Annotated in this window: 21 protein-coding genes; 11 read left to right on the top strand and 10 right to left on the bottom strand. The window is 34.6% G+C overall.

Translation table 11 applies throughout. The annotated features are described in order from the left end of the window. Positions 1–233 precede the first annotated feature (233 nt). Positions 234–575, top strand: coding sequence for a hypothetical protein (locus SACI_RS09325; protein WP_011278738.1), 342 nt, complete (start codon positions 234–236; stop codon positions 573–575). Positions 576–764: 189 nt separating this feature from the next. After that, positions 765–950, top strand: a complete 186-nt coding sequence (locus tag SACI_RS09320) for an antitoxin VapB family protein (protein ID WP_011278737.1) — start codon at positions 765–767, stop codon at positions 948–950. 649 nt (positions 951–1,599) lie between these two features. Here the strand turns inward: SACI_RS09320 and SACI_RS09315 are convergent. Then, positions 1,600–2,016, bottom strand: coding sequence for a hypothetical protein (locus SACI_RS09315; protein WP_011278736.1), 417 nt, complete (start codon positions 2,014–2,016; stop codon positions 1,600–1,602). A 496-nt stretch (positions 2,017–2,512) separates the two neighbouring features. Here SACI_RS09315 and SACI_RS09310 point away from each other — a divergent pair, with 496 nt between their 5' ends. After that, positions 2,513–3,763 carry an ATP-binding protein gene (locus SACI_RS09310; RefSeq protein ID WP_011278735.1) on the top strand — a complete coding sequence of 417 codons (1,251 nt, stop codon included), beginning with the start codon at positions 2,513–2,515 and terminating at the stop codon, positions 3,761–3,763. A 651-nt stretch (positions 3,764–4,414) separates the two neighbouring features. On the opposite strand, the gene SACI_RS09305 is transcribed toward SACI_RS09310, so the two are convergent. Beyond that, positions 4,415–4,756: a HEPN domain-containing protein gene (locus SACI_RS09305; RefSeq protein WP_011278734.1), complete on the bottom strand. Its 342-nt coding sequence runs from the start codon at positions 4,754–4,756 to the stop codon at positions 4,415–4,417. Then, entirely contained in the window at positions 4,743–5,267 is a 525-nt protein-coding gene (locus tag SACI_RS09300) for a hypothetical protein (RefSeq protein ID WP_011278733.1), read from the bottom strand. Before SACI_RS09300 ends, SACI_RS09305 begins: the two co-directional genes overlap by 14 nt. Positions 5,268–5,497: 230 nt before the next feature. Between SACI_RS09300 and SACI_RS09295 the strand changes: the two genes are divergently transcribed. The 6 genes from SACI_RS09295 (at position 5,498) to SACI_RS09275 (ending at position 9,423) form a co-directional block, all read left to right on the top strand. Further along, entirely contained in the window at positions 5,498–5,896 is a 399-nt protein-coding gene (locus tag SACI_RS09295; RefSeq protein ID WP_011278732.1) for a glycosyltransferase family 2 protein, read from the top strand. 99 nt (positions 5,897–5,995) lie between these two features. Continuing rightward, the gene (locus SACI_RS09290; protein WP_011278731.1) at positions 5,996–6,553 is read left to right on the top strand and encodes a hypothetical protein; all 558 of its coding nucleotides are present in this window, start codon (positions 5,996–5,998) and stop codon (positions 6,551–6,553) included. A 1,207-nt stretch (positions 6,554–7,760) separates the two neighbouring features. After that, positions 7,761–8,657: a phosphoadenosine phosphosulfate reductase family protein gene (locus SACI_RS09285; RefSeq protein ID WP_306308647.1), complete on the top strand. Its 897-nt coding sequence runs from the start codon at positions 7,761–7,763 to the stop codon at positions 8,655–8,657. Between the two features lie 58 nt (positions 8,658–8,715). Then, positions 8,716–8,940: an alkaline phosphatase family protein gene (locus SACI_RS11720; protein ID WP_230937930.1), complete on the top strand. Its 225-nt coding sequence runs from the start codon at positions 8,716–8,718 to the stop codon at positions 8,938–8,940. A 15-nt stretch (positions 8,941–8,955) separates the two neighbouring features. Beyond that, a complete protein-coding gene (locus tag SACI_RS09280; protein WP_015385724.1) occupies positions 8,956–9,135 on the top strand; it encodes a hypothetical protein in 180 nt (59 codons plus the stop codon). 57 nt (positions 9,136–9,192) lie between these two features. Then, the gene (locus SACI_RS09275; RefSeq protein ID WP_015385723.1) at positions 9,193–9,423 is read left to right on the top strand and encodes a hypothetical protein; all 231 of its coding nucleotides are present in this window, start codon (positions 9,193–9,195) and stop codon (positions 9,421–9,423) included. A 348-nt stretch (positions 9,424–9,771) separates the two neighbouring features. Here SACI_RS09275 and SACI_RS09270 read toward each other — a convergent pair whose 3' ends face one another. From SACI_RS09270 to SACI_RS09260, 4 genes are all read right to left on the bottom strand, one after another. Beyond that, positions 9,772–10,086 (bottom strand): hypothetical protein, encoded by a 315-nt coding sequence (locus SACI_RS09270; RefSeq protein WP_011278729.1) that lies wholly within the window; start codon positions 10,084–10,086, stop codon positions 9,772–9,774. 169 nt (positions 10,087–10,255) lie between these two features. Next, positions 10,256–10,420 (bottom strand): hypothetical protein, encoded by a 165-nt coding sequence (locus SACI_RS12105; RefSeq protein WP_015385722.1) that lies wholly within the window; start codon positions 10,418–10,420, stop codon positions 10,256–10,258. A 189-nt stretch (positions 10,421–10,609) separates the two neighbouring features. Then, positions 10,610–11,719 (bottom strand): glycosyltransferase, encoded by a 1,110-nt coding sequence (locus tag SACI_RS09265; protein ID WP_011278728.1) that lies wholly within the window; start codon positions 11,717–11,719, stop codon positions 10,610–10,612. 282 nt (positions 11,720–12,001) lie between these two features. Next, complete coding sequence (locus tag SACI_RS09260) at positions 12,002–13,315, bottom strand: glycosyltransferase family 4 protein (RefSeq protein WP_011278727.1); 1,314 nt, start codon at positions 13,313–13,315, stop codon at positions 12,002–12,004. 229 nt (positions 13,316–13,544) lie between these two features. Here SACI_RS09260 and SACI_RS09255 point away from each other — a divergent pair, with 229 nt between their 5' ends. Continuing rightward, the gene (locus SACI_RS09255) at positions 13,545–14,696 is read left to right on the top strand and encodes a glycosyltransferase family 4 protein (RefSeq protein ID WP_011278726.1); all 1,152 of its coding nucleotides are present in this window, start codon (positions 13,545–13,547) and stop codon (positions 14,694–14,696) included. 619 nt (positions 14,697–15,315) lie between these two features. Here SACI_RS09255 and SACI_RS12100 read toward each other — a convergent pair. Together SACI_RS12100 and SACI_RS12340 are read right to left on the bottom strand one after the other, a co-directional pair. Beyond that, the gene (locus tag SACI_RS12100; RefSeq protein ID WP_015385721.1) at positions 15,316–15,471 is read right to left on the bottom strand and encodes a hypothetical protein; all 156 of its coding nucleotides are present in this window, start codon (positions 15,469–15,471) and stop codon (positions 15,316–15,318) included. A gap of 621 nt (positions 15,472–16,092) precedes the next feature. Next, positions 16,093–16,215 (bottom strand): hypothetical protein, encoded by a 123-nt coding sequence (locus tag SACI_RS12340; protein ID WP_015385720.1) that lies wholly within the window; start codon positions 16,213–16,215, stop codon positions 16,093–16,095. A gap of 779 nt (positions 16,216–16,994) precedes the next feature. Here SACI_RS12340 and SACI_RS09250 point away from each other — a divergent pair. Beyond that, positions 16,995–19,346: a DUF2079 domain-containing protein gene (locus tag SACI_RS09250; protein ID WP_011278725.1), complete on the top strand. Its 2,352-nt coding sequence runs from the start codon at positions 16,995–16,997 to the stop codon at positions 19,344–19,346. 105 nt (positions 19,347–19,451) lie between these two features. Here SACI_RS09250 and SACI_RS09245 read toward each other — a convergent pair whose 3' ends face one another. Next, a complete protein-coding gene (locus tag SACI_RS09245; protein ID WP_011278724.1) occupies positions 19,452–21,902 on the bottom strand; it encodes a DUF2079 domain-containing protein in 2,451 nt (816 codons plus the stop codon). Positions 21,903–21,956 lie beyond the last annotated feature (54 nt).

Genomic DNA, 21,956 nt, shown 5'->3' with positions numbered 1-21,956 from the left:
GAGGAAATATAGTGGCAATTGACATCATGTATGAGGAAAGTGTAGATAACCTATCAAACAGTTAACCTTATAAATTTCGATATTTTGTCCTTAGAGCCAGGTGTTTATAAATCTAGGATTGGACTCCCTACTTTATACTTTACACTCTCCTTTATACTCTCAACTTCAGTTTATTTAGTTTACTTTGAATTATTATTACACGGGTTTATTTTGATTACATTAAAGTTATAATTATGGACAAATACTACCTGGCACTACTCGGTGAGGCAGGAGCCACTGGTCTAGCAAAGGCATTTTACATGAGGTTTAAACTCAAGGAGTTAGAAAAGGCTTACCACCAGGAGTTATCACATTGGACTTATTTTAAGAAGTTCAGGTCGTCTAAGTTGGAGAAGCCTATATATTACGCACTTATCGTCTTTGGTTTACTAGTTTCCATCTTCGGTCTAAAGGTCACTAAAGCCGTTATAAGGAGATTAGAGGCAGGCGCAATCAATTTTTACCTAGAGAGGTTCTCTGGGGATAAAGACGTTGAATGGATAATAGAAAATGAGAGGGAGCACATGGAAATTTGAGTGGACTATTAATCCTTTTGAAGGACATAATCTAAATCTTTCCTAACGGACTTTACAAGCTTACTTCAAAAGATCCTATACTCTCCATGAGAGATAGGAATAAAGCCTTGAAGTTCAACTGAACCCTCCACTTTAGAGTATGACAACGTTTAATAAAGACTTTTTGTGCATAATTGATAATCAATAATTATGAGAAGGGTAGCCACGATTCCAGTTTCTGATACTGTGAAGGTAATCTTGGAGAGGGAGAAGGGAAATATGAATTGGGATGAGTTCCTGTTGATGTTAGTTAATGAGTACAAGAGAAAAAAGAGGGAAGAGGGAATAAGTGACCTGAGGAAAATTTTAACTGAGGACGACATTAGAGAGATATAGAAAAGTCATGAAGATATGCAAGAGGAATTTAAATTATGACTCTTATGGATACTCCAGTCTTAATAGAGATATTAAGGGGAAGAATAAGTGTTATCGGTGACTCTTTATCCGTTATTTTTACGATATACCCAGTAAAGTCACCAGCGTTTACTATCCCTTACGTTTAACCTATCTTCAGCCCATTAGTTCACAAAGACTTATCTCCGTAAATTGGAAAAAGTAAAATGGTGAGGAGACGATGTTAAACATAATTCAGGTGTCATGGGCTGTATCCATCTACATGACTGTCTCTAAATGTAGATGATATCTTTTAGCATATCCTACTTTCCTGGGGTGTTTTAGTCCGCTAAAATACTTATCCGAGAGACTGTTTTAGTTTAGTAAAACATAGTATCCACATGGGTTACTTTATGTTATGGACAACGAGAAGCTAGAGGGTATAATACTCGATCAGAGGGAAAGTATGGAAGACCTGTTATCAAAGGAGAGAATAATAAAAAGAGAGCCTTTGACGTGTCCAACTATTTAAATCACTCAAATTTGTTAACTGTCCTAAGAGTAACGAGACACGATAAGCCAATCTTTTTCTACACGCTCTTTAAGGACATCTCAGATAACTGTGCCTATAAAATTGATGTATCTAGTACAATCATTTCCATTCCGTTATTACACTAGTAAGAGGGTTTTCTTTTCTAGGCTGACAAGGGGACTTTATGTTAAACTTTTCCATTTCAACCTCTATTACTGAATCTACTATATGCCCGATAGTTAGTCCTATTGAAGTCGCTAAAACCGTCTTTGCTATATTATCAATAACCCTATCATCGGAAATCTTGTAGTCGCTTAAGTGGAGTAGCAGATTTGCACCCACACCGAGAACGATTTTACCTAATGGTGACATGTTAGTCACCTCAGATACTGAATACTCATCAACGCCATTGTTAAGTTTTTTACACAACGTCTCTAAAATACCGTCCAAATCCTCATATATTTTTGGCGCCTCTCCTTCAACTCTCAAAGAGTAAGTTTTTCCTTCTACCTTATACCTTATTATAAGCTTTACCATAGATTTCGGCTATATACCCACTGTTATATAACTTTTGCATCCACTAACTCTCTCCCCCGCGTAAAGGGTAAAGTTTTATTCGTTACGTAAAGACTTCAGTTGTGTTACACGTTGAGAGACGAACCCTAATATACAATACCGACATACGTATACTGGTCAATGCCTAAACGATGTATATCGTATTTAGATAAGGGTAGTAGGAGACAAGTAGCTTCCCTTCCTAAGAGCTAGACCGCTTATGTTAAAACTCTACCTGTTAACAGTATCGTTCTGCTCTCCTCCTCCCTGGAATTGAAGCTTCATCGACTCACCAGCCGAATAATTTCCGAGATCGGAAATAAATTGTTATAATAAATAACTTTTACCTTCTTTTTTGTTTTAAACTATTTATTAATTTTCTTATATACATCATTATAAAAACATGGTCTCTAACAGACCAGTCTTAACGTTAAAGTGGTCAGAATTAGACTTATTAGCCTAGGTTCTTATAACTTTTGTGGTACCAGAAGAGAGGTTTAGGAGTTACATTGCAGAGTGGTTAACCTCCTCATTACCAAACATTATAAAAAGAGATATCTCACTACCGTTACAGAGAGACTACATAATAACTGTAACAGGAGGTAGAAGAAATGGCAAGACATTCTTGCTATACCAAACAATACAAGAACTAATGAGGAGTGGTCTCGCATCTCAAGACGAAATACTTTACGTTGACTTTGAAGACTACAGACTAAAGGGCTCCAAGGTAGATGATCTGGACAAGATCCTGACCATCTTTGTGGAGCTTACTGGGAAACAGCCAAAATACGTTTTCCTGGACGAGATACAAAACATAGAAAATTACGGGAGCTGGTTTAGAAAGAGATCGAATTTCAGAGTCTATCTCTCTGGTTCCTCATCAAGCCTGACTCCATTTAGGATTGCTGAAGAGCTGAGGGGGAGAAGTGTGAACTATGAAATTTACCCCCTGTCCTTTAAGGAGTTTTTGAGGTTTAAAGGCTTTGAGTACAACAAGTTAATGGAATACACTGTTCAAAGAGGTAAAATCTTATCACTTCTAAGGGAATACTTATACCACGGTTCATATCCCGCAGTTGTTCTTGAGATCGAGAACAGTGAGAAATTAAGGCTATTGAAATCCTACTTTGACTCCGTTATTGTTAGAGACTTCTCGATAGTTAAGCCCGATATCGCCTCACTTTTCGCCAGTTATTTGATATCCAACTACGCTAGACCAATAACTATCAATAAGGTCTATGGATACATGAAGGGCTTAGGGATTAAGATAGGAAAGGAAACGGTAATAGAACTCTTTGAGAGGGCTAAAGAGACTTACTTCTCGTTCTTGGTAGAGGAGTTCGAGAAGAGCGAGAGAAAGAGGAAAGCTAATCCGAAAAAGCTGTACATAATAGACACAGGTTACCCTACAGCCTTGGGCTATGAGTTCTCGATATCCCACGCCATGGAGAACGCAGTGTTTATAGAACTCTTAAGGAGGGGGTATAGAGAGGTGTTCTATTGGAAAAAGAAAAGGGAGATAGACTTTGTAATAGCTAGAAATTTCAGTCCCACTACTCTAATTCAAGTAACATATGCTGGTGATAGGGTAGAAGATAGAGAAGTTGAGGCTATAGTGGAGGCTAAGTCTGAGCTTAAGGTCGATAATGCGATCATACTGACTTGGGACTATGAAGGCGAGATCAATGGTATTAAGGCAATACCCTTATGGAAGTGGCTACTAAGCTAGAGTGTTGGAGAGAGCTGAGAACATTGACTCCATCTAACACTATTCCTACAACTCTCTGAACACGTCCATATGAGAGGAGGAAGTAATTAGTTATGTGTTACCTCAGAATGAATATTGATCAATCTATCGGTCACTATACTACATTATACCTGACCTCAGCCTTACTCTTAAAGTCAGACTTAAATCCTATATACTCATAACTGTTCCAGGTAATAACATCGTAAGTCGTAAATATGCTCTCTACTCTCTCCCAAGTCAAGAAATGTTCATACATCCGTATGTGAGTACTAAATTACCCTTCTTTAACAACCATCCATTCCGCATCTGACTCCCCTCTTACCTTAAGAAGCGAAGAGTGTAGTTGCCTTATGAAATGACGTAACATGGATTTAGTTAAACCATTAACTATGACGTGTGAAGTGTGAAGTCGAGAATTATATTACCAATGCTATGAAAGACCTAACTACAAGAAGTCTTAATTCTTTACATGAGGGAGATAGACTCCCCCTTCAGGGAGGTGAGGAGATCAATTAAGTCGAAAGACTGTTTAACGTGAATTTTGCATTTGTCTGAATCCCTATCTAGCAAAAGTAGTTTATCGATTTCCATTCAGGTATCTCATGAATAAAACCTACCCTAAATTAGAAAGGACTAGGTAATACTCTGTGAGAGCCTTCTGACCTCAGTAATAACTATCTTGGCAATATTTAGACAGTTTATCGCAATTCCCTCATCCATACCTGTATCACCATAATCTGCGTCTTTCCTCCTCTCGTAAAGGTATAACACATCTTCAGCTAATTTATCCTTACCCAGGTGTTTAAGGATATTTATCAGCTTATCGTCCCTCCTAGGTATCGTCGAACCGAGCTTTATTGCTAAGTACTCTATCTCTTTTCTCACAGCGAAATACGAAGCTGAGACTGACTTGTTAAAACACTTGAATTTTAGGTCGATCTCCGCTTCGTTAAGCAGAATATCAGCCTTGTTCATTTTCTTCGACAACGTGGAAGTTTATTGAGCATTTATACTTTGCGTTCACCTCCAGTGCTGTCCTAGCTATCTCCCTAACAGTCTCATCATCCTTACTCCTAACCACAACAAGAACATTACTATCATAGCCGTTAAAATACTCTACACTAACGACATTACCTAGTTTCATCAACTTCTCCTTGAAGTAATTAAACGAAGCATCACAGTCCTCTCCTTCACTCCTGTACGTCAGAAAGGCTTTAATGAGCTCCTTATCGTTTTCACTTGCAACGTGGAAGTTTATTGAGCATTTATACTTTGCGTTCACCTCCAGTGCTGTCCTAGCTATCTCCCTAACAGTCTCATCATCCTTACTCCTAACCACAACAAGAACATTACTATCATAAACTAGTTCATCCTCGTTCTCTAGTCCAATTATCATGACCAGATTATCGCCAAGCTTATTGACTAGACTTTCTGAGAACTTAAATAACGCCTTCCCCCAATCACCTGCTAAGTTTATTACGTACATAGTATTAAGTATGACTTTAAGACAAATAAGGGTTAATGGTATGCTGGATTAGTGTAGATTTGATTTAGAGAAAACTCGATATGAAGAGGCTACAAGAAAAAGATAAGCCTCGCTGTTTAATAGGTCAGCTACTCTACTCAGGGAGTTTCCCTCATTGGTTTATGTATACACTACCCTACTAAACTAACCTTAGTCATTAGTTTTATATCACTGCTTAGCTAGAATATGGTATGAGCACGGTAAGTGAGCTAAAGACTAGTGTGATAATCAACGTGTACAAGCGATACCAATATCTCCCTTTTGCACTAGAATCAGTTTTTACCCAGAGCGTTAAACCCAATGAGGTCATAGTCATTGCAGACGATCCGGACAAGGTCCCTTACAGAGACAAAGTTTACGTTATAGAGTCTAAGGACGAGAAATATGGCACCAAGATAATTGAAGGCTTTAGGGCTTCAACAGGCGATTTAATATTTTTCCTGGAAGATGACGACCTCTTTCACAAAGATAAAGTAAAGATAGTCAAGGAAATCTTTCAATCTAAAAAAGATGTGGTAGCAGTACACAATCTCCAGGAATACATAGATACAGAGGGGAACGTTGTGATGGACCATAATAGATTTTCGTAATATATTACCTGGCAACCGACCACAAATATTATACTAAATAAACAAAATATTTTAAAAATATACAAACAATATCCTCTACTTCACCATAATGTTTCATCTATGACTATAAGAAGAGACGTTATCGAAAATAACAGACAAATATTTAACAGGATAGAGTTATCGCCTGACTTTGTGTGTTTCATTACTGCACTGAGAGAAGGTCAACTATTACACATTGCTGATAAATTAACTTTATATAGGTTAGGCGCTGGAAATTCCCAGTTCTCAAAAGGGAATTACAAACAAATCAAGTCACTATTCTGTATATGGAATAGATTCGCGCTCGACTTATCGATACTTTACGAATACGTAAAAGGTGACCCTGTCTTAAGGAAATTAGTATTAAGTCAGTTAGCAATACATTCTTATACTGTTTGGATTATCAGTCCTTATTCTACCCATTGTAAAACTACATATGAAATCTCAACTAGTGATATGCTAAAAATAATATGGTCGAGTTTATACGAAGCCAGAGCGTTAATGAGAAGGAGAAGAACCATTAAGTACCTTATCTTACTAGGATTCATTAGCATGTCACCATTAGTTAAAAGGAAGAGGATTGCGAACTGGTGGTTAAAAAGGAGAGGATTTGACCCGAAATTTTTCGAAACAAATTGACTATCTCAAATACCCTTGGGAAGAAATCAGTTTAATTTAGTCAAAATAACAAAATTGTTGTCTATACATCGACTGTAAACAGTGTATCTTCCTCTGACATTATTCCTACAAGTCTCTAAACTCATTTACCTTTCCAATTTCGCATTACTTCCAATTTCTCCATAAAAACTCTGCAAAGTAAAGAACAGACAATTTCTATTCTCATTCCTTTATTCTCTTGTAATTTCCTTAGATTCTTAATTCTTTAAATTCTAAAAATTTTCCTGTCTCAAGGACTGACAAATTTCCAACTTGTTTAACATTCACCCAGTATATCCATGAGATCCTCACACAGGAGTTTTCTTAGCTCAACTCTGAGTTCAGGACATACTATAATATTAGTTATTTTTAGTCTCGATGTTATTTCCGTGTCCCAGCCTGTATTACTACTATGCCGTCATCGATCACTCCTATATCGAATTATTATGGATTTCAACCACCTCATTATTCACCTTATGAAAATCCCTCCTAAGTGTAGTAAATCCAACAGCTAAAATACCAGTTGTGTCTACACTAAAGCTATTATCCTAATTTTTTACAAAATGGGGAGCGTCATTTATGGCAAGGAGGAAGGAAGTCAAACCCTTTAATATAGCAGTAACACACCCATTAATTTAACAAGATAAACAACTCACTTACGAAGCCCTTTTGGCGAATCTTATCTTTAAATACAAAATTAATCCCTAACCCATCCTTCTTCATGCTAACTCCCCCTTCTCACAACATAGGAAGAGAGATAACAGTATATGTATTTCATCATCCCTGCCATAAATTTAGAGTTCCTCAATTTGTAATGATACTATACTCACATAACAACTGGAAATGTCAGAAAGCTCTCAAATTTCCTTCAACTGATTTGATTATTCCATTAAACATGTTCTGAGGAGTAGAAGTTAATTGTAATGTCTCAGACTATGTCAGATATAACCAATTAATCCATACTTCACAACTTAATTTAATGACAAAATCACATTAAGAAAACAGTAAAGTGATAGTAAAACATTCTTACCCCTTATAAGTTTTAATAAATGTTTATTCTCTCTAGGATAAAGTCTATAAATAGAGTCATGGTCGTGGAAAACTCTTCGGATTCATTAAATATGTTTTGACAAATGAAAAATTTTATATTAGTCTTTATCTCAATAAAGTATGTATTTTTATGTGATCGCTGACGCTTAGAGGTAAAGCAGCAGAACTTCTTTATAACCTATCCTCTACTATTGGAGTATCACCAGACAACTACCTAATTTCAGTTTTACAGTCAAGGACTACCAAAAGGGTAGAGCACCTCCCCTTACAATTTAAGGCAAGGATAGCAGAGATAATAACAGAAGCCTCATATACAACTTTTAAAAACGTCTATGTAGTCTGGAGTGGTGGAAAGGACAGTACTTTAACACTTTACTTCGCTAAAGAAGTAGCTAAAAAGTTGAACAAGGAAGTTAAAGCGATTGTGATAGACCACTTTATGCACTTTGACGAGACCTGGGAGTTCATAGAAAGGGTAAAGAAGGAGTGGGGGGTTAGTGTTGTCGTTAAGGGGAATGAGAGGCTTAAAGGTCATAAGTACGGTGACGTGGTGAAGGTCTCTGAACTGTCAAGAGAAGACAGGGAAGAGCTACAGAGGCTAGGTTATAACAGGGAGGAGTTTGTCTTTGCCCTAAATAACATAGCTGGTAATCACTTATTGAAAACTGTACCGCTTAAGGAGGCAGTAAAAGATCTAAAGATTGATGCCCTCATTGTCGGGGTGAGGTGGGACGAGAACCCGGCTAGGGCTAGTGAGACCTTCTTTTCGCCCAGGGAAGACCCACCACACACTAGGGTTCACACTATACTCCTCTTCACAGAGAGGGACATATGGGAGTTCACACTTGGGAACAGACTACCTGTTCACCCCTTGTATTATAAGGGCTATAGGAGTTTAGACGACAAGTATGAGACTAAGAAGGTGAGCGATAAACCTGCGTGGGAGCAGAACTTAGAAAACACTCCTGAGAGGGTAGGTAGGGCTCAAGACAAGGGGAATATAATGGAGATACTTAGAAGACACGGGTATATGTAATGAGGAAGGAAAAGAGAGTTAGCTATGGAGAGACCTTGCTTGGTAAAGGTGCATCTAATTGAAGAGACCTAATATGATCTTAATAGTCCTCTACACACTCAGGTATGATTACTCTCATGGTTTAGACAAGTTGTTGGAGTACGGGTTTGTAAAATACGAGAACGCGTACTCTACCTCTCCCTGGACTTTACCCTCTCACATAAGCATGTTCACTGGTCTCTATCTTACATTCCACGGAGTCTATGAGGGGTATGAAATTCGTAGTGTTACTGACTATATGTAGCTAGTAAGGAGAGCATTGAGAAAGTATGATAATGTAAATACCGTTTTAAGAGAGGAGAGTTATCAGACTATAGGGATAAGTACTAACTTCTTTGTAATGAATAGATTTGGCTTTAACTTCGATAAGAGCTTAGCAGTTTACACGCCAGCAGAGATTGTATTAGACAGAAATGATATGCTTACTATTGTTGAGTAAAGGAAGTTATTTAAGAAGTCTAAAAGTGGGTTTTTGTAGAGATTTAACAAAAGAGTTTTGAAGCTCACTACTAATTACGTTGCTCACGACCTGTGTTTTCGATCAAGAAAATCGCTCAGGAGAAAGGGAAGTGTTGTATACAAGGGTTGTAAGCAGATAACTAATTGGGTAAGGAAAAAGATAAAAGAGTTAAGCATACCTTATTCTCTCTTCATAAACTTGATGGATGCACATGAACCATATTCCAAGGAATATGTTTATGAAGGTAAACTATCAAATAACAGTTAAAAAATTTATTGAACCAATACGTTAAAGGTTAGACTACTTTAGACGTTGTAGATTATTATAAGACCTTATATACCAAGCACGCTGAAGCATGTATGCGCTAGATTTGTCCACATTCTACGAATACGTAAAAACTGACCCTATCTTAAAAAATTAGTGTTAAGTCAGTAAGTAGCATTGTCTATTTTAGTTTGGATGACCTATCATTATTCCACTCATTGTAGAATTAGGTATGAAGTGTGAAATAATGATATGCTGAAATTAATATTGTCAAGTTTAAATGAAGCCAGAGCACTAATGGGAGTGAAAAGAACCATTAAGAATCTTATCTTACTAGGAGTTGTTAGCATGTCACCACTGGTTAAAAGAGAGAGGATTTGACCCGAAACCGTTCGAAACAAATTGATTATTTCCGATACTCTTGAAAAGAATGAGTTTAATTAAGTTAAAATAGGAAACAGGATATCCCATAAACTTATTCAAGGACTCAGGGAAAGAAGTCATATACCTTTCACACCCTTCACAGTCAATCTTCAGTATTGCATCTTCACTACTCAAAAATCTTATTACCACATGTTCAATAGAATTAGCCTCAATCTCCACTCCCTCATCTATTAATTTCAATTCAGCATAAGGGTTTAAGACACCAGGATCTACTTTTATCACCTCTTTCCTCTCCTATATGGCATACTTATGAGTAATTATCCTTGAGCTAAACTCATTAACTTGGATGTTCTTTATTTAGAGTTGACATTACTTGGGATAGAGTTCAAATTCATAGACAATTTTTGACGTTTTTTAGGGCGAAGTATATTGAGGAGCCATAGATTTAACTTCATATATCGACTACGACTCTATCCTCTACGTTTAAAGGCTTATATTCTTCAAGGATGAAATTCTCTACAAGTCTTCCTGCTATGTTAACAATAACGCCTCCCTGAAAGAATTTGAATATCTTATCTTTATATTTTAAGAGCAAGTAATCCTCAACTACATTCATCCCCAAATTTCTATTAACTCAGTTAGTAACTTGTTTCAAAGAGGCTCGTAGTAAGTTAAGTCCTTTAGTACTCTAAAACGGGACTTCACTAACGCTTTGAAGAAGTAATTTATTAGTTTAGGGTGGCTAACTACTAGCCTTAATGTTTCTTTCGTTGAGGTGTGTAACAGGCTGAATTGAAATGGTTTGTCACATTAAAAACTTATCTAACAACTCATTGAGTTTAGCATGAAATCTATCAAAGCTGAACCTGTATCTTGATTCAAAGACCTCTTTTCTAAAAACTGGATTAACTTTCATAACTTGGCCGATAGCAGAAATAGCCTCTTCAATGTCCTCATAGCCAAAGCCATACTTACCATACTCTGTTATGTCCTCCCAGGGTCCACCCACCTTAGGTACAACAGGTATTAGTCCATATGATATAGCCTCCGCTACCGAAAGTCCATAATGCTCATACCTCTTTGTTTGAAGGAACACGCTACATTTTCTAAAGAGAATATCTTTATTTTCTTCATTAGGATTAGGTATAATGTTGACGTTATCAGGTGATTTAGCCCTTAAGGAGTTGAAATAACTCTCATCACCTTTGTTAACTGCGCCTGCAACAATGAATCTGTATCTACTTCTCTTAGCAATTTCTATCACTACATCTAGTTTTTTCTCCCTATTTATCCTACCGAAAATTAAAACACATTCTTCCCTATTATCAAGCTCTACGTTCTCAGGCATCTTAACCGGTAAGTTAATAACATGTATAGAGTTTGGAGTTACTCCTAAGATATCAAGTGAACGTGAGACCATTTTTCTTGCATAGTTTCCTGTCACTATCAAATTCGCCTTCTCGTATTCCTTGTATATGCCTGACAGCTTCAGTAATTTGACGCCTATCCAGTTCCTTATATTGCCATTTTCATCAGTGAAGGGAGTTAAGAAGTTCTCATGGACGAGGTTTAAGGTGCCGTTATACACAAACACATTAGGGTGATTATTAAATACGAATAATGTTCTACTATTATTAACGTTCCTCTTCTCTTTTTCTATGAACTTCTTCAATAGCCTTCTTTCTCTGAACATTCTTATAGGGAAAACGATAAGAGGGTCGTTTTCAGAGTACGTGTATTTTCCTTCAAATACTCTATCGAACCGTAGTTTGGGCAGTTTTGGGTGAAACTTATCTGTATAGAGTAAGAGGTAATCAAACCTTTGCATAATAGCGTTATAAATATTTATGAATGCAATTTGTCCTCCACCAAGCCTAGTGAACTCCTCTATAAAAATTATTCCTCTCTTACTCATAAGGGGATACCTATAAGAAGATCCTTTACAGATTATTTAAGATTAGGCGGGAATTATGACTTATAATTTTCCTTTCATTAGTAATTCAGAGCAGGAAGGAACTTTCTAAACCATTAAAAATTGATAAATCATATACTTATCTCTTGAGGAATATTATTCCAATTGTGGAATTAATTTTTCACTGCAGATAATTGCTCCTGTAAAGGCACTAACTACATTAACATAATTACACTTTATGACTATATGATAAGGACGTCCTCCTTAAAACATTACATATATGTTTTAAGAGGGAGTTGAAGCCAGTTTTTTTACATTCTCCAGTTCGTGTAATGTAGCTTCAGCTACCTTTTCCCATGACGAATAAAATTTTATGAGTTCTTCTACTTTAGGGTCAAATAACTCTCGAATGTCCTTTTCCATTAAAGATTCTAGCGTTTTAGCCATTAACTTATAGTTCCCTACAGGGATTTTTATAACTGCTTTAATATCACCGTAAATTTCGTTGATAGCTGGTAAATTATAAGCTATAACAGGTGTGTCTAAGGCTAACGATTCCATGGTTATCAGTGAAAAACTTTCCTTATAAGAAGGTAATAAAGTGACTTTTGAATTGGAAATTATCTTGTATAATTCATTGTTCATGAAAGAGCCTAAATATACTAAGTTGGGCGGGAATTTACTGAAAAGTCTTTCCATTTCCTTATGATTATCAAAGGATCCTGCTAACATGATTTTTACGTTTGTCTCTTTTGCTATCTTAATTAAGTCTATAATACCTTTAAGATATGTTATTCTCCCTGCATACAAAGCAAAGTTTTCCTTTACTTTTTTACTTCTAAAGTGACTAATTGAAGTTCCGTCTATTGCATTAGCAGGTTTTAATACGTTTGTATATACTTTATAATCTTGGGCTAGCCTTTCAAGTTTAGATTGCTTAATGATTGCTCTAGATACTGAAAGGATACCTCTTAGTACACCTTCTCTTAATGCATTTACAAACCTCCTTCTATTAAACATGAATATATACGTAATCCCAAGATCATAAAACAGTCCTTTAATTCCTAATACTTTACGGTACCCTCTCCCGAACGAATTCGCGTAAGATTCACTCTGTAATAATATTACTAAAGGTACATGAAGTTTCTTTGCAATCATGTGTGAAACCTTAAAGTGGTACTCATTTTCGCTCATATCATATACTAAAGAAAAATTTTCACGTAAATCATTTGAAAACTCCATATCTTTCTTTGGAATATAACCAGAAGTAAGCGTTAACAGATAAGGGAATATATTTTCTTTTTCTTTTTCCATCTCCAAGTATTTCCAAACCTCTGGGAATACCTCTACTCCATTGCGTTCTAGCTCTTTTAAGTTTAAATACTTCCTTTCTTTTTCTTCAGGAGATTGTGGGATTGCGTGAATAAAGGGTATATATAGTTTTACTTCCAGACCTAGTTTCGGTAATATTTTAAGAACCTCTCTAGCATGTTTTGATGCGCCTCCAGGTGAAAGAGGATCTGTCACTACAAGTACTTTCTTTAACATATCTCTTACAAGACTGTAGGTTGTTATGTTCTTATTAGTTTTTCTACTCATAAGATCATTACTTACTATGTTTGATAACTCTTGCGATATAGATATAGACTTAGTAAATCCGTGATTACTCTGGAGTTGATGTGGTAAACTCAGGTTAAGTTATGTGCCTCAGTAATAATACCAGGTTAATTCGTAAATGAACCATAATTGATCTCCTAACGTTCATTAGCTTCCTAAAGACGAGAGATTTTAAATGTTAATATAGTACAAATTAGTTATAAGTATAACCATGCTTAGTATAACATTCCTTATTGGACGCTTACCTTTAACTGGAGGTAACTACTCCATACTCGAAATAGCTAATAGACTCTTAAGGAGAGGATTTGACGTAAAGATAGTCACTACAGGAGCTAAGGTGTGGTATTATGATCACAACAAAGTCCCCATAATATACCCTAAAGAGCCAAAGGTGTTAAAGTACTTACTTTCACCTCTCAGCTTTAAATACAAAATGATTAAGGAATTTGCAGGATTTGACTATTACTATGCTCTATCTCACCTTTTAGGGATTGATTTCGACTTTGCTAAAAGGGTTATGGAGATAATACCTCAGTCAGACTTACTAATAGTAAATGAGTTTAAAACAGCTTTATGGGGTTTCTTAGCTAAATGGCAAGGAAAAGTAAAACGCTTAGCTTTTTTCCCTCAGCTATTAGTGCCAATGTCAGTTCTGTATTCAAGTGACCCTAGGTGGTATCTTTCTTATTTCCTACCTCATGATTACTACTTTGCATTATCAAACATAGATGCTAAGTTAGCAAAACCCTTGCTCAGAAGTAGTACTAGAGTCTTTGTGACTGGAGTAGGTGTGGATAGTAAGTTATTTAGAGTTCTAAAAAGTTACGATAAACGCGAGAAAAACGTTATCATGACTATTCTCAGAAGCGAGAAAATCAAGAACTCAGAGTTAGCTATACGTACTTTGAACTCTTTGGCTGAAAAGATTAACTTCTCTGCAATAATTGTGGATCACGGTGTGTTAAATACTTTAAAAGACAAAATCAAGTTCAAATATATCAGCTATTCACATCCAACATATGAGGAGATGGTCAAATTATATAATGAAGCTTCTGTGTTTTTAATAACTTCTAGACTAGAAAGTTATTCGTTAACCACTGTTGAGGCAATGTCGTGCGGTACACCTGTTGTAACCACAGACAACATAGGCATGAGGGCGTATGTAATAAATAGAGAAAACGCGCTTGTAAGTAAACATCATGACGAAAAAGAGTTACTGAGTCTAGTTCTCGAAGTGTTAAGTAACCCTCGCTTAGCATTAAGACTGGTTGAGAATGGGATAAAGACTGCTAAGGCAAATGATTGGGATAACGTGATAGAACGTTGGATTGATGTCTTGAAACAGATTGAAGTTGATATATAGAGTAAGCTGATAAAATAGGGATCAGGAGTCACCACTCACAAAATCGTTGATATATTCTCATTAATTATTTATATAGTATGAACAAAAATTTCATTCACATATATAAAATTCAATTTTATATTTGTTATGCTAATAACACTTGAGTAAATCGAGTTATACACTGAGATAGATACCTTTAGTCGTATAGCTATCATCCTCCTTGTATGTAAAGCAATGATCAATATTTGGAAATCTATATATTAAACTCCTTGAACACTAACTCAGTAAACTCCTCTTATTAAAAATGTTAACATAGTGTTTTGTATCAAACCAGTTAAATGCGTTGTATGCTAGTGCCTTGCCATATACGGGGATCATTTTTCTTCCTCCAGTCCATAAGTTTAATACCGTTCAACATTACATAGCTATTAAAACTACTCCTTAGACATAAAGAATGTAATTAGTCCAATCTCACAGTGTCTAATAACACGTACATAATAATACCTAAATCACCAACAAGACCTTAATCTTGTTAATAAGTAAGTAATCTCTCGCTTGATGTCAAGATAAAGCCCATAATTAGTTAGCAAACTTATGGAGGTAGTAGAGTAATGTTATGTGTGCCAATATAGTCTCCCAACTAGACTATCAAGTAAAAGGCAAGCCTCTGAGATTTAATCCAAAGCGTTGAAACCTTTTTACCTATATACATTAGAAGAATAGGTATTATTTGAATGAGGTAAAGCAGTTCTAATCTGTTTACTTTCCTCACCTCATAACTAGTTCTAAATCTCACCCTGAAAACACCTATTTTAGATCATAAACAGAAGAAAAATTAATTTTATATTAAAATAACAAAATGATTGCCCATACACATCATGTAATTATGTACGCAAAGTTTGTTGGTCCTTTTTGCATCAGAAGGGTGATACACAGAGTATGTTAGCTGGACAATTAACACGTTCATGATAACATAAATTAAATTACAAGGAAATGTTTTGCTACGATTTTTACCCATATAACTGCACTGTACCCATAAATAGGAAATGAACCATTTCCTCAAAAATCAATGAAACACTAACAGTTCTTTAAAAGAGATTTATCTCCATATCAAATAACCGAACTTGTGAACCCATTAAGTCCTGGAATGAATTTTCTCTCTACCTTAGTTTTGAATATACTTTTAACCTATATTCTTCTTGTTCTTTGTCAACCTGATTACGCCTGAATTTTTTAGTATCATCGCGTAAATTCAATTAAGCTGAAGTTTTCACACATTATATATAATGTATAATTACTTGATTATAAGAGAGATTGTCTAAAAGTTATCCACGGACGCCGAAATGAGTAATCTGGTTTACACTAAATTAACTTTTCCCTTGTTCATAATACCCCTCTTCTTCTTGTTCCTCTAATTTTATCTAACCATTTGTTGGTCGCCATCCATTATCTTATACTTTAATGTTCTAGGCAAGTTCACGGAAAGTAACTTTGGAATGGCTATTTTCATAACCTTCAGATGACTTTTCTCAACCAACATCCTTTTTCCATGAATAGCTTTGATATATAGTGGTTTTATCTCGGACTATTTTGCTGATTATAGATGCTGTTGCGAGTGTTAAGGCTGTAAGTCTGTCCTTGTATCTTATTCCCAAACTCTAAGGATATTTAGTGCATCAATTCCCAAATCATAAATATTATAACAACAAGCTTACTTACCTACATTTTAGTGTAAATCAAGGAATATTACCACTCTATAACCATGAACTTAAAGGTTGGTATTAATATTAATTTCTTTTATCTATTTAATTTCAAAGGAATTTATAATTATAACTATTTTTATAATTATAAAATCTTTAAAAATTATAAAGAAAGGAAAAAGTTTCACTAGCTATAAACCTTTTACCTAAAAAACTTAGAGGAATGAGCAGAATTTTATTTCTTTTTATAAGTAAAATACGAATTCTAGGGTTTCCCTAGTTGGTAATATTTTTTACATCGATCATGAAAAATTTTGAGCTGTACGTTTCATGTCATTTTTATGATAACAGCAAACACTAACATAAAAGAACAGATTTTTATCATTATTAAATAATTTCATCTATTTATTTTATTATTAAAAAATTTAACATAATAATTGGGCTAAAATAAATAAAAAGACGTACTCTACAAAATACATTAAATGGTTTAAGTTAAAAATATAAACTTGACCTTATAACTATATCTGTCATGGCTAGACGTTATGCATTCTATGTTAATTATAATACAATACTTTCCTTATCCCGATACTTAAAACGAGACTATGTTGTCTTGATTATTATGAATGTCATTTTCAACATTCTTGTGAATTTGATGTTTTATATAAGGTTATATGATCTTTACTCTGGTGCTTTTGACCTAGGTATTTTCTTACAGGAGCTTTATTCTACTCTGCATGGAAGAATATTTTATGATTCGCCTAATTTTACATATTATGGAGTAATAAGTGGATTGGGTATCCACCCATATTTCATAATGTTCTTCTTATTACCGATATACTATTTTTTCCCATCTTGGCTAACGCTTTCATTAACTCAATCTCTTATTATATCATTATCATCGATATATGTATATAAGATAGGCTCTACATTATTTAAGGAAAATGGATTTAGAACATTACCACTAATATTTACTATCCTGTATTTATTTAATCCTCTTTCTATATCTGGTTACCTATATGATTTCCACGCAGAAGTGTTTTTTCCTTTATTTTATTTAGGTGCATATTATTATTACCTTATTAAAGCTTGGAGAAGGTTTTCCACATTCATTATCTTTTTACTATTATCCATGGAAGCGGCGTACCCAATAGTTATCCTATTTATGATTTACTTGATAATAAAAAGTTATAAAAAAGGAACAAAAATTAAATTTTTTCTTAAAAATACTACATTATTTTTAATTTTTATTATTATATCAATAATAATGGGGCTAACTATACCTCATTATCTTAACTCTATTTTCGCAACCTCTTCTCATTCCTCTACTACCCATTATCTATACTCTACTATAACTTATTTATTTCTAAAAGGAATAAATTATGCGTGGAGCTTTAAGTCGAGTTTTTGGCTTATGTATTTCGCTTCCTTCGGTTTCCTTCCGTTGTTCTCCCCCATAGAGTTACTGCCAGCTCTACCATATATTGGCACATCTTTATTTTCAATAATGTTGACGTATTCAGGAATAGGTTACCAATACGTGTTTATCGCATTAGGACCGATGGCAACAGCCTCACTACATTCATTAAATACATTGTTGAAAAGACCAGGAGTAATTAAGGTAGCTCTAGTTATAGTTCTCTTTATTTCATTTCTACTAAATCCTTTTACATATAACAACTTACAAGCTATGAATTCCCCAAGATATTACGGTGGAGGGTATGTTCCACCCTTCAATTTAAGTTTAGCTAATTCAAATTACGAGGTCATATCTAATATGACTTCATTAATACCTGAAAATGCTGTTGTGTTAGCTAGTAATAATTTATTTCCATTTGTGGCAAATAACCTTAATTCCTACCCGTTATATGGTAGTTTAATAACATCTAGCCAATTAAAATATTCACCAAGATTTCCAGACTATATTTTCCTCAGTGAACCTGAATTGTTTCTAAGTTACATCCGAGGAAATTACAGTATGTTGGCAGAGGCAAACGGTCTACTCTTACTTAAGGCAAATTACACTGGTCCCATAGTCTACTTTAAACCGTTTTCAAAGTATTTCTCTGCATTAAACTTCTATGTAGGATCACCGACTTATTTTGAAGTAAATGATCCTCAAATTGGCACAGTTTACGTATATAAAAATGGCACTTATCCATTAAATACACCTCTCTGGTATGGTCCCTATTACAACCTACCTACAGGTACTTACGTAGCTCAGTTCTACGTCAAATTAGAAAACGTCCCACTTTATATTACAAACCTTATGAGAGTTGAGGTTGTAAGTACGTCCTCAGGTACATTGAATTATAGTATCATATCTTCAAATGATGTTGTTCAAGGGAAGTGGATGGTGTTTAATATAATATTCACGATAAAAGACTACTTTGAACAACTAGAGTTTAGAGGTTTATCTTACTATCCAAATATAACTATATATTTCGGAGGTGTTAACATAACTGAGATAAGTCCTTACTCTTTCTATTTCTATCCTGCCAGCATGTTTGATGTTTATCACGGTCAGAAAGTTTACAGCCCATTTTTAGCACCTTATATAGTCAGTGATGAGACTTCAGAATTTATATGGTACGGTCCTTATGTGACCTTACCTAAGGGCAACTATACTGTGTATTATATAATCGGCATAGATAACACCGCAGATCTTAGTCTATATAAAAACACTACAATATTGAACATAGATATACCTATTGAGAAGGTTAGTAAGATAATTGTATCTAAGGGCATTACTGCCAATGATCTCTTAAGAATTAATGATAATCTGTTTCTAGTAAAGGTAAATATTACTTTAAATTCAACGACGAGTTTTATAGAGTTTAGAGGATTCAACTTTAACCTGCCTGCTCATATATACTTTTATGGAGTATTAGTAACTTATTCAAATGATACATATACTTTAAAGTATTTTGAAAATAATTATCAATTGTTCCTTTATAACTTTCAATTTAAGTAAAATCTGAATTTTTTCTCATTTAATTCTCCTCCAAACCAAAAATTTACTATAATAATTCAATATTACTGTCTAGACCTTATAGTCTAAATAAAAAGGTCAAATATACTATTGTAGAGAATTGAGATAATTTATTAAAAAACTAGGGGTATAATTATCATAGTCTGGCACTATTATTGCACCGTAGAAATATACTTCTCCTTCGGCATTAAAATTAAATCCTCTAAATTCAACATAACTTGTAGTTTGGTTAAGCGAAAACGTCAAGGGGACTAGATAAACTCCATTAACATTATATCTAATGAGTTCACTATCGTTGATGTTCAAAGTGTTTAAAATGTATTTGCCTATGTCATAGGATATATCTAAAGTAAGTATAGTAGTGTTAGGGGTAAAGTTCCGTTTATTTAAGTCCATAGAGAAAATATAATAGGCAGTGAAATTTCCTTCTGGTAAGGTTATATAAGGACCATACCAGATAGCTGTACTACTATTTAATACTATGTCACAACCACCTAGTATGAAATTTCCTTGGGTCTGCTTAATACCATTAATAGTGGCGAAATCACAGGCAGGATATATGTAGTTTACATATGGACTAATCTGAATTAACTTGACACCTGCAAAATAAATGTTGGATTGATTTGATATAGAGAAGCCTCTGAATTCCACACTCGATAATAGCTCATTATAAGGAATAGTAAATAATAGATCGAATTTCATCCATTTTCCTTGAACGATGTCACTCGAGTTAATTATTTTGTAAATTGGAGACCCATAAGGATTTATATTAATGTCTATCCTAAGTAAACTACCGTTAGTAGTGACGTTATCAAATTTAAGATAGAATTCAGCGAGATATGTACCTTGGGGTAAATGAATGTAAGGACCAAACCACAGAGTAGCTCCATCGGATTTATAACCATTTTTAACGTACATATAAACTTTCCCGAATTGATTATCATTTACCACATTAACTTGTGTGGGTGGAACATAAGACCAAATGTAAAAATCGTAGGCAGGGATAAACTGAATTAACGGGGCAAATAGTTTCACTTCTCCTGAGTAGTTCAACTTATATAATGATATACCATTGGTCTCAGCATATATACCATAATTTCCTTCAATTGAATTAAAAGACGGGGTCAAAAATGACCCGTCAATTAATAAGTAATTAGGTGTAGGTGCTAATCGTTTCAATACGTTTAAATTTTTCAATATATTTAAATTTACGTTAGAGTATGGTGGAAGAACATATGCATTCATACTATTTGAGACAAACGGTAAGAGATCAGTAGTTGCTACTATACTGGAGTTTGGTGGAATAAGTGAAGTAAGCTCATTAATGTACATTTGGTTAACACTAGCTAATGTAGTATTAAAGGATGGAGGATAGCCGGGCGAGACTATTTTTGGGGAGTTATAGGATTGAAAAGTAGTATAGATGTAGGGATTGAAGAAAACACCAATAAGAAGGACAAACACTAATGCTACTCTTACTACCCTTTTTATATCATGTATTTTTTTCAAGGTGTAAACTAAAGCAACAGCTAACATAGGTAGTACTAGGAAGAAGTAGTAATACCCTGGTGTGTAATAATTTGGATAAAATGACATAACAGTAAGTAAAATGTAGGGTAATGCTGGTAATAATTCTAGAGGAGAGAAAAGTGATAATGCACCAAATGATCCAAATACAAGTAGCCAGTATTCCAGTTTATTAAGTATATCATAATTAACGTAATTTAACGAGTAATATTGTTCAATGTCTTGTAAGATACTATGTGATGTACCAGTATACTTAGTTTGCAGAAAAGTTGGAAGTGTTAATGCAATGACTATAGTAGCTACAATCACAGATAAGAAAAGTATATTTCTCCTAAAGAACGACTTGCTAAGTAACTTGTTATTATTTTTGTTCTTTATAATCAAAAGAACCATATAAGTCAATACAATTGGGTATGATGCCTCCGATGTGAGTAATAACAATGCTGTTGATATTATGAATAGCTTCCATCTTTTAGTAAGGTAGTAATAGTAGGACGCTAGATAAAAGAGGGGTATGAATGATAAAACCTGGAAGCCAGAGAGAAAAGATGCAACTGTTAAAGGATTAAATAAGAAGATCATAGATGATATAACTGGAAGTAACTTACTCTGAGGTAATACCTCTCGAGCTATCTTATAAAGGTAGAGGGAAGCCAATGTTAGTACAAGAGATTCCACTAACGATAGGGTCAACCAAGACGGAAATGCCTTGTACAGGGGTACTAAAATATATAGTATGAGGTAAGGATGTATGGCTAACCCATATGGAATTCCCCTAAAAAGTAAATTTATAGTATCATAGAAGGGCTTTCCTTGAGATGCGGAATACAACTCTTGTATGAACATGCTCAAATTGTAGGACGAATAGTTGAGATTATAAAGCACTACGAAAAACAAGAAGTTTATAATAATGTTAAATAATACGAAAGAAAGTGCCAGAATTATCAGGTGATAGTTGTTTATCAGTGTTTTGAAGCTTAATTTATCTCTTGATAACTTTAGCCTACGCACAGAACCATATGAAACGCTTGACTTATAAAATTATTGAGAGATATTAAAACTTGG

The sequence above is a fragment of the Sulfolobus acidocaldarius DSM 639 genome, assembly GCF_000012285.1.
In the GTDB taxonomy this organism is placed as follows: Archaea; Thermoproteota; Thermoprotei_A; order Sulfolobales; family Sulfolobaceae; genus Sulfolobus; species Sulfolobus acidocaldarius.
The sequence above is the reverse complement of the archived record's forward strand: the minus strand, read 5'-3'. Positions and strand labels throughout refer to the sequence as shown.

Bases quoted from the DNA above. Each gene is read 5' to 3' on its own strand.
- SACI_RS09325 (WP_011278738.1), top strand. From the start codon at position 234: ATGGACAAATACTACCTGGCACTACTCGGTGAGGCAGGAGCCACTGGT.
- SACI_RS09320 (WP_011278737.1), top strand. From the start codon at position 765: ATGAGAAGGGTAGCCACGATTCCAGTTTCTGATACTGTGAAGGTAATC.
- SACI_RS09315 (WP_011278736.1), bottom strand. From the start codon at position 2,016: ATGGTAAAGCTTATAATAAGGTATAAGGTAGAAGGAAAAACTTACTCT.
- SACI_RS09305 (WP_011278734.1), bottom strand. From the start codon at position 4,756: ATGAACAAGGCTGATATTCTGCTTAACGAAGCGGAGATCGACCTAAAA.
- SACI_RS09300 (WP_011278733.1), bottom strand. From the start codon at position 5,267: ATGTACGTAATAAACTTAGCAGGTGATTGGGGGAAGGCGTTATTTAAG.
- SACI_RS09295 (WP_011278732.1), top strand. From the start codon at position 5,498: ATGAGCACGGTAAGTGAGCTAAAGACTAGTGTGATAATCAACGTGTAC.
- SACI_RS09290 (WP_011278731.1), top strand. From the start codon at position 5,996: ATGACTATAAGAAGAGACGTTATCGAAAATAACAGACAAATATTTAAC.
- SACI_RS12105 (WP_015385722.1), bottom strand. From the start codon at position 10,420: ATGAATGTAGTTGAGGATTACTTGCTCTTAAAATATAAAGATAAGATA.
- SACI_RS09265 (WP_011278728.1), bottom strand. From the start codon at position 11,719: ATGAGTAAGAGAGGAATAATTTTTATAGAGGAGTTCACTAGGCTTGGT.
- SACI_RS09260 (WP_011278727.1), bottom strand. From the start codon at position 13,315: ATGAGTAGAAAAACTAATAAGAACATAACAACCTACAGTCTTGTAAGA.
- SACI_RS09255 (WP_011278726.1), top strand. From the start codon at position 13,545: ATGCTTAGTATAACATTCCTTATTGGACGCTTACCTTTAACTGGAGGT.
- SACI_RS12340 (WP_015385720.1), bottom strand. From the start codon at position 16,215: ATGTTGGTTGAGAAAAGTCATCTGAAGGTTATGAAAATAGCCATTCCA.
- SACI_RS09250 (WP_011278725.1), top strand. From the start codon at position 16,995: ATGAATGTCATTTTCAACATTCTTGTGAATTTGATGTTTTATATAAGG.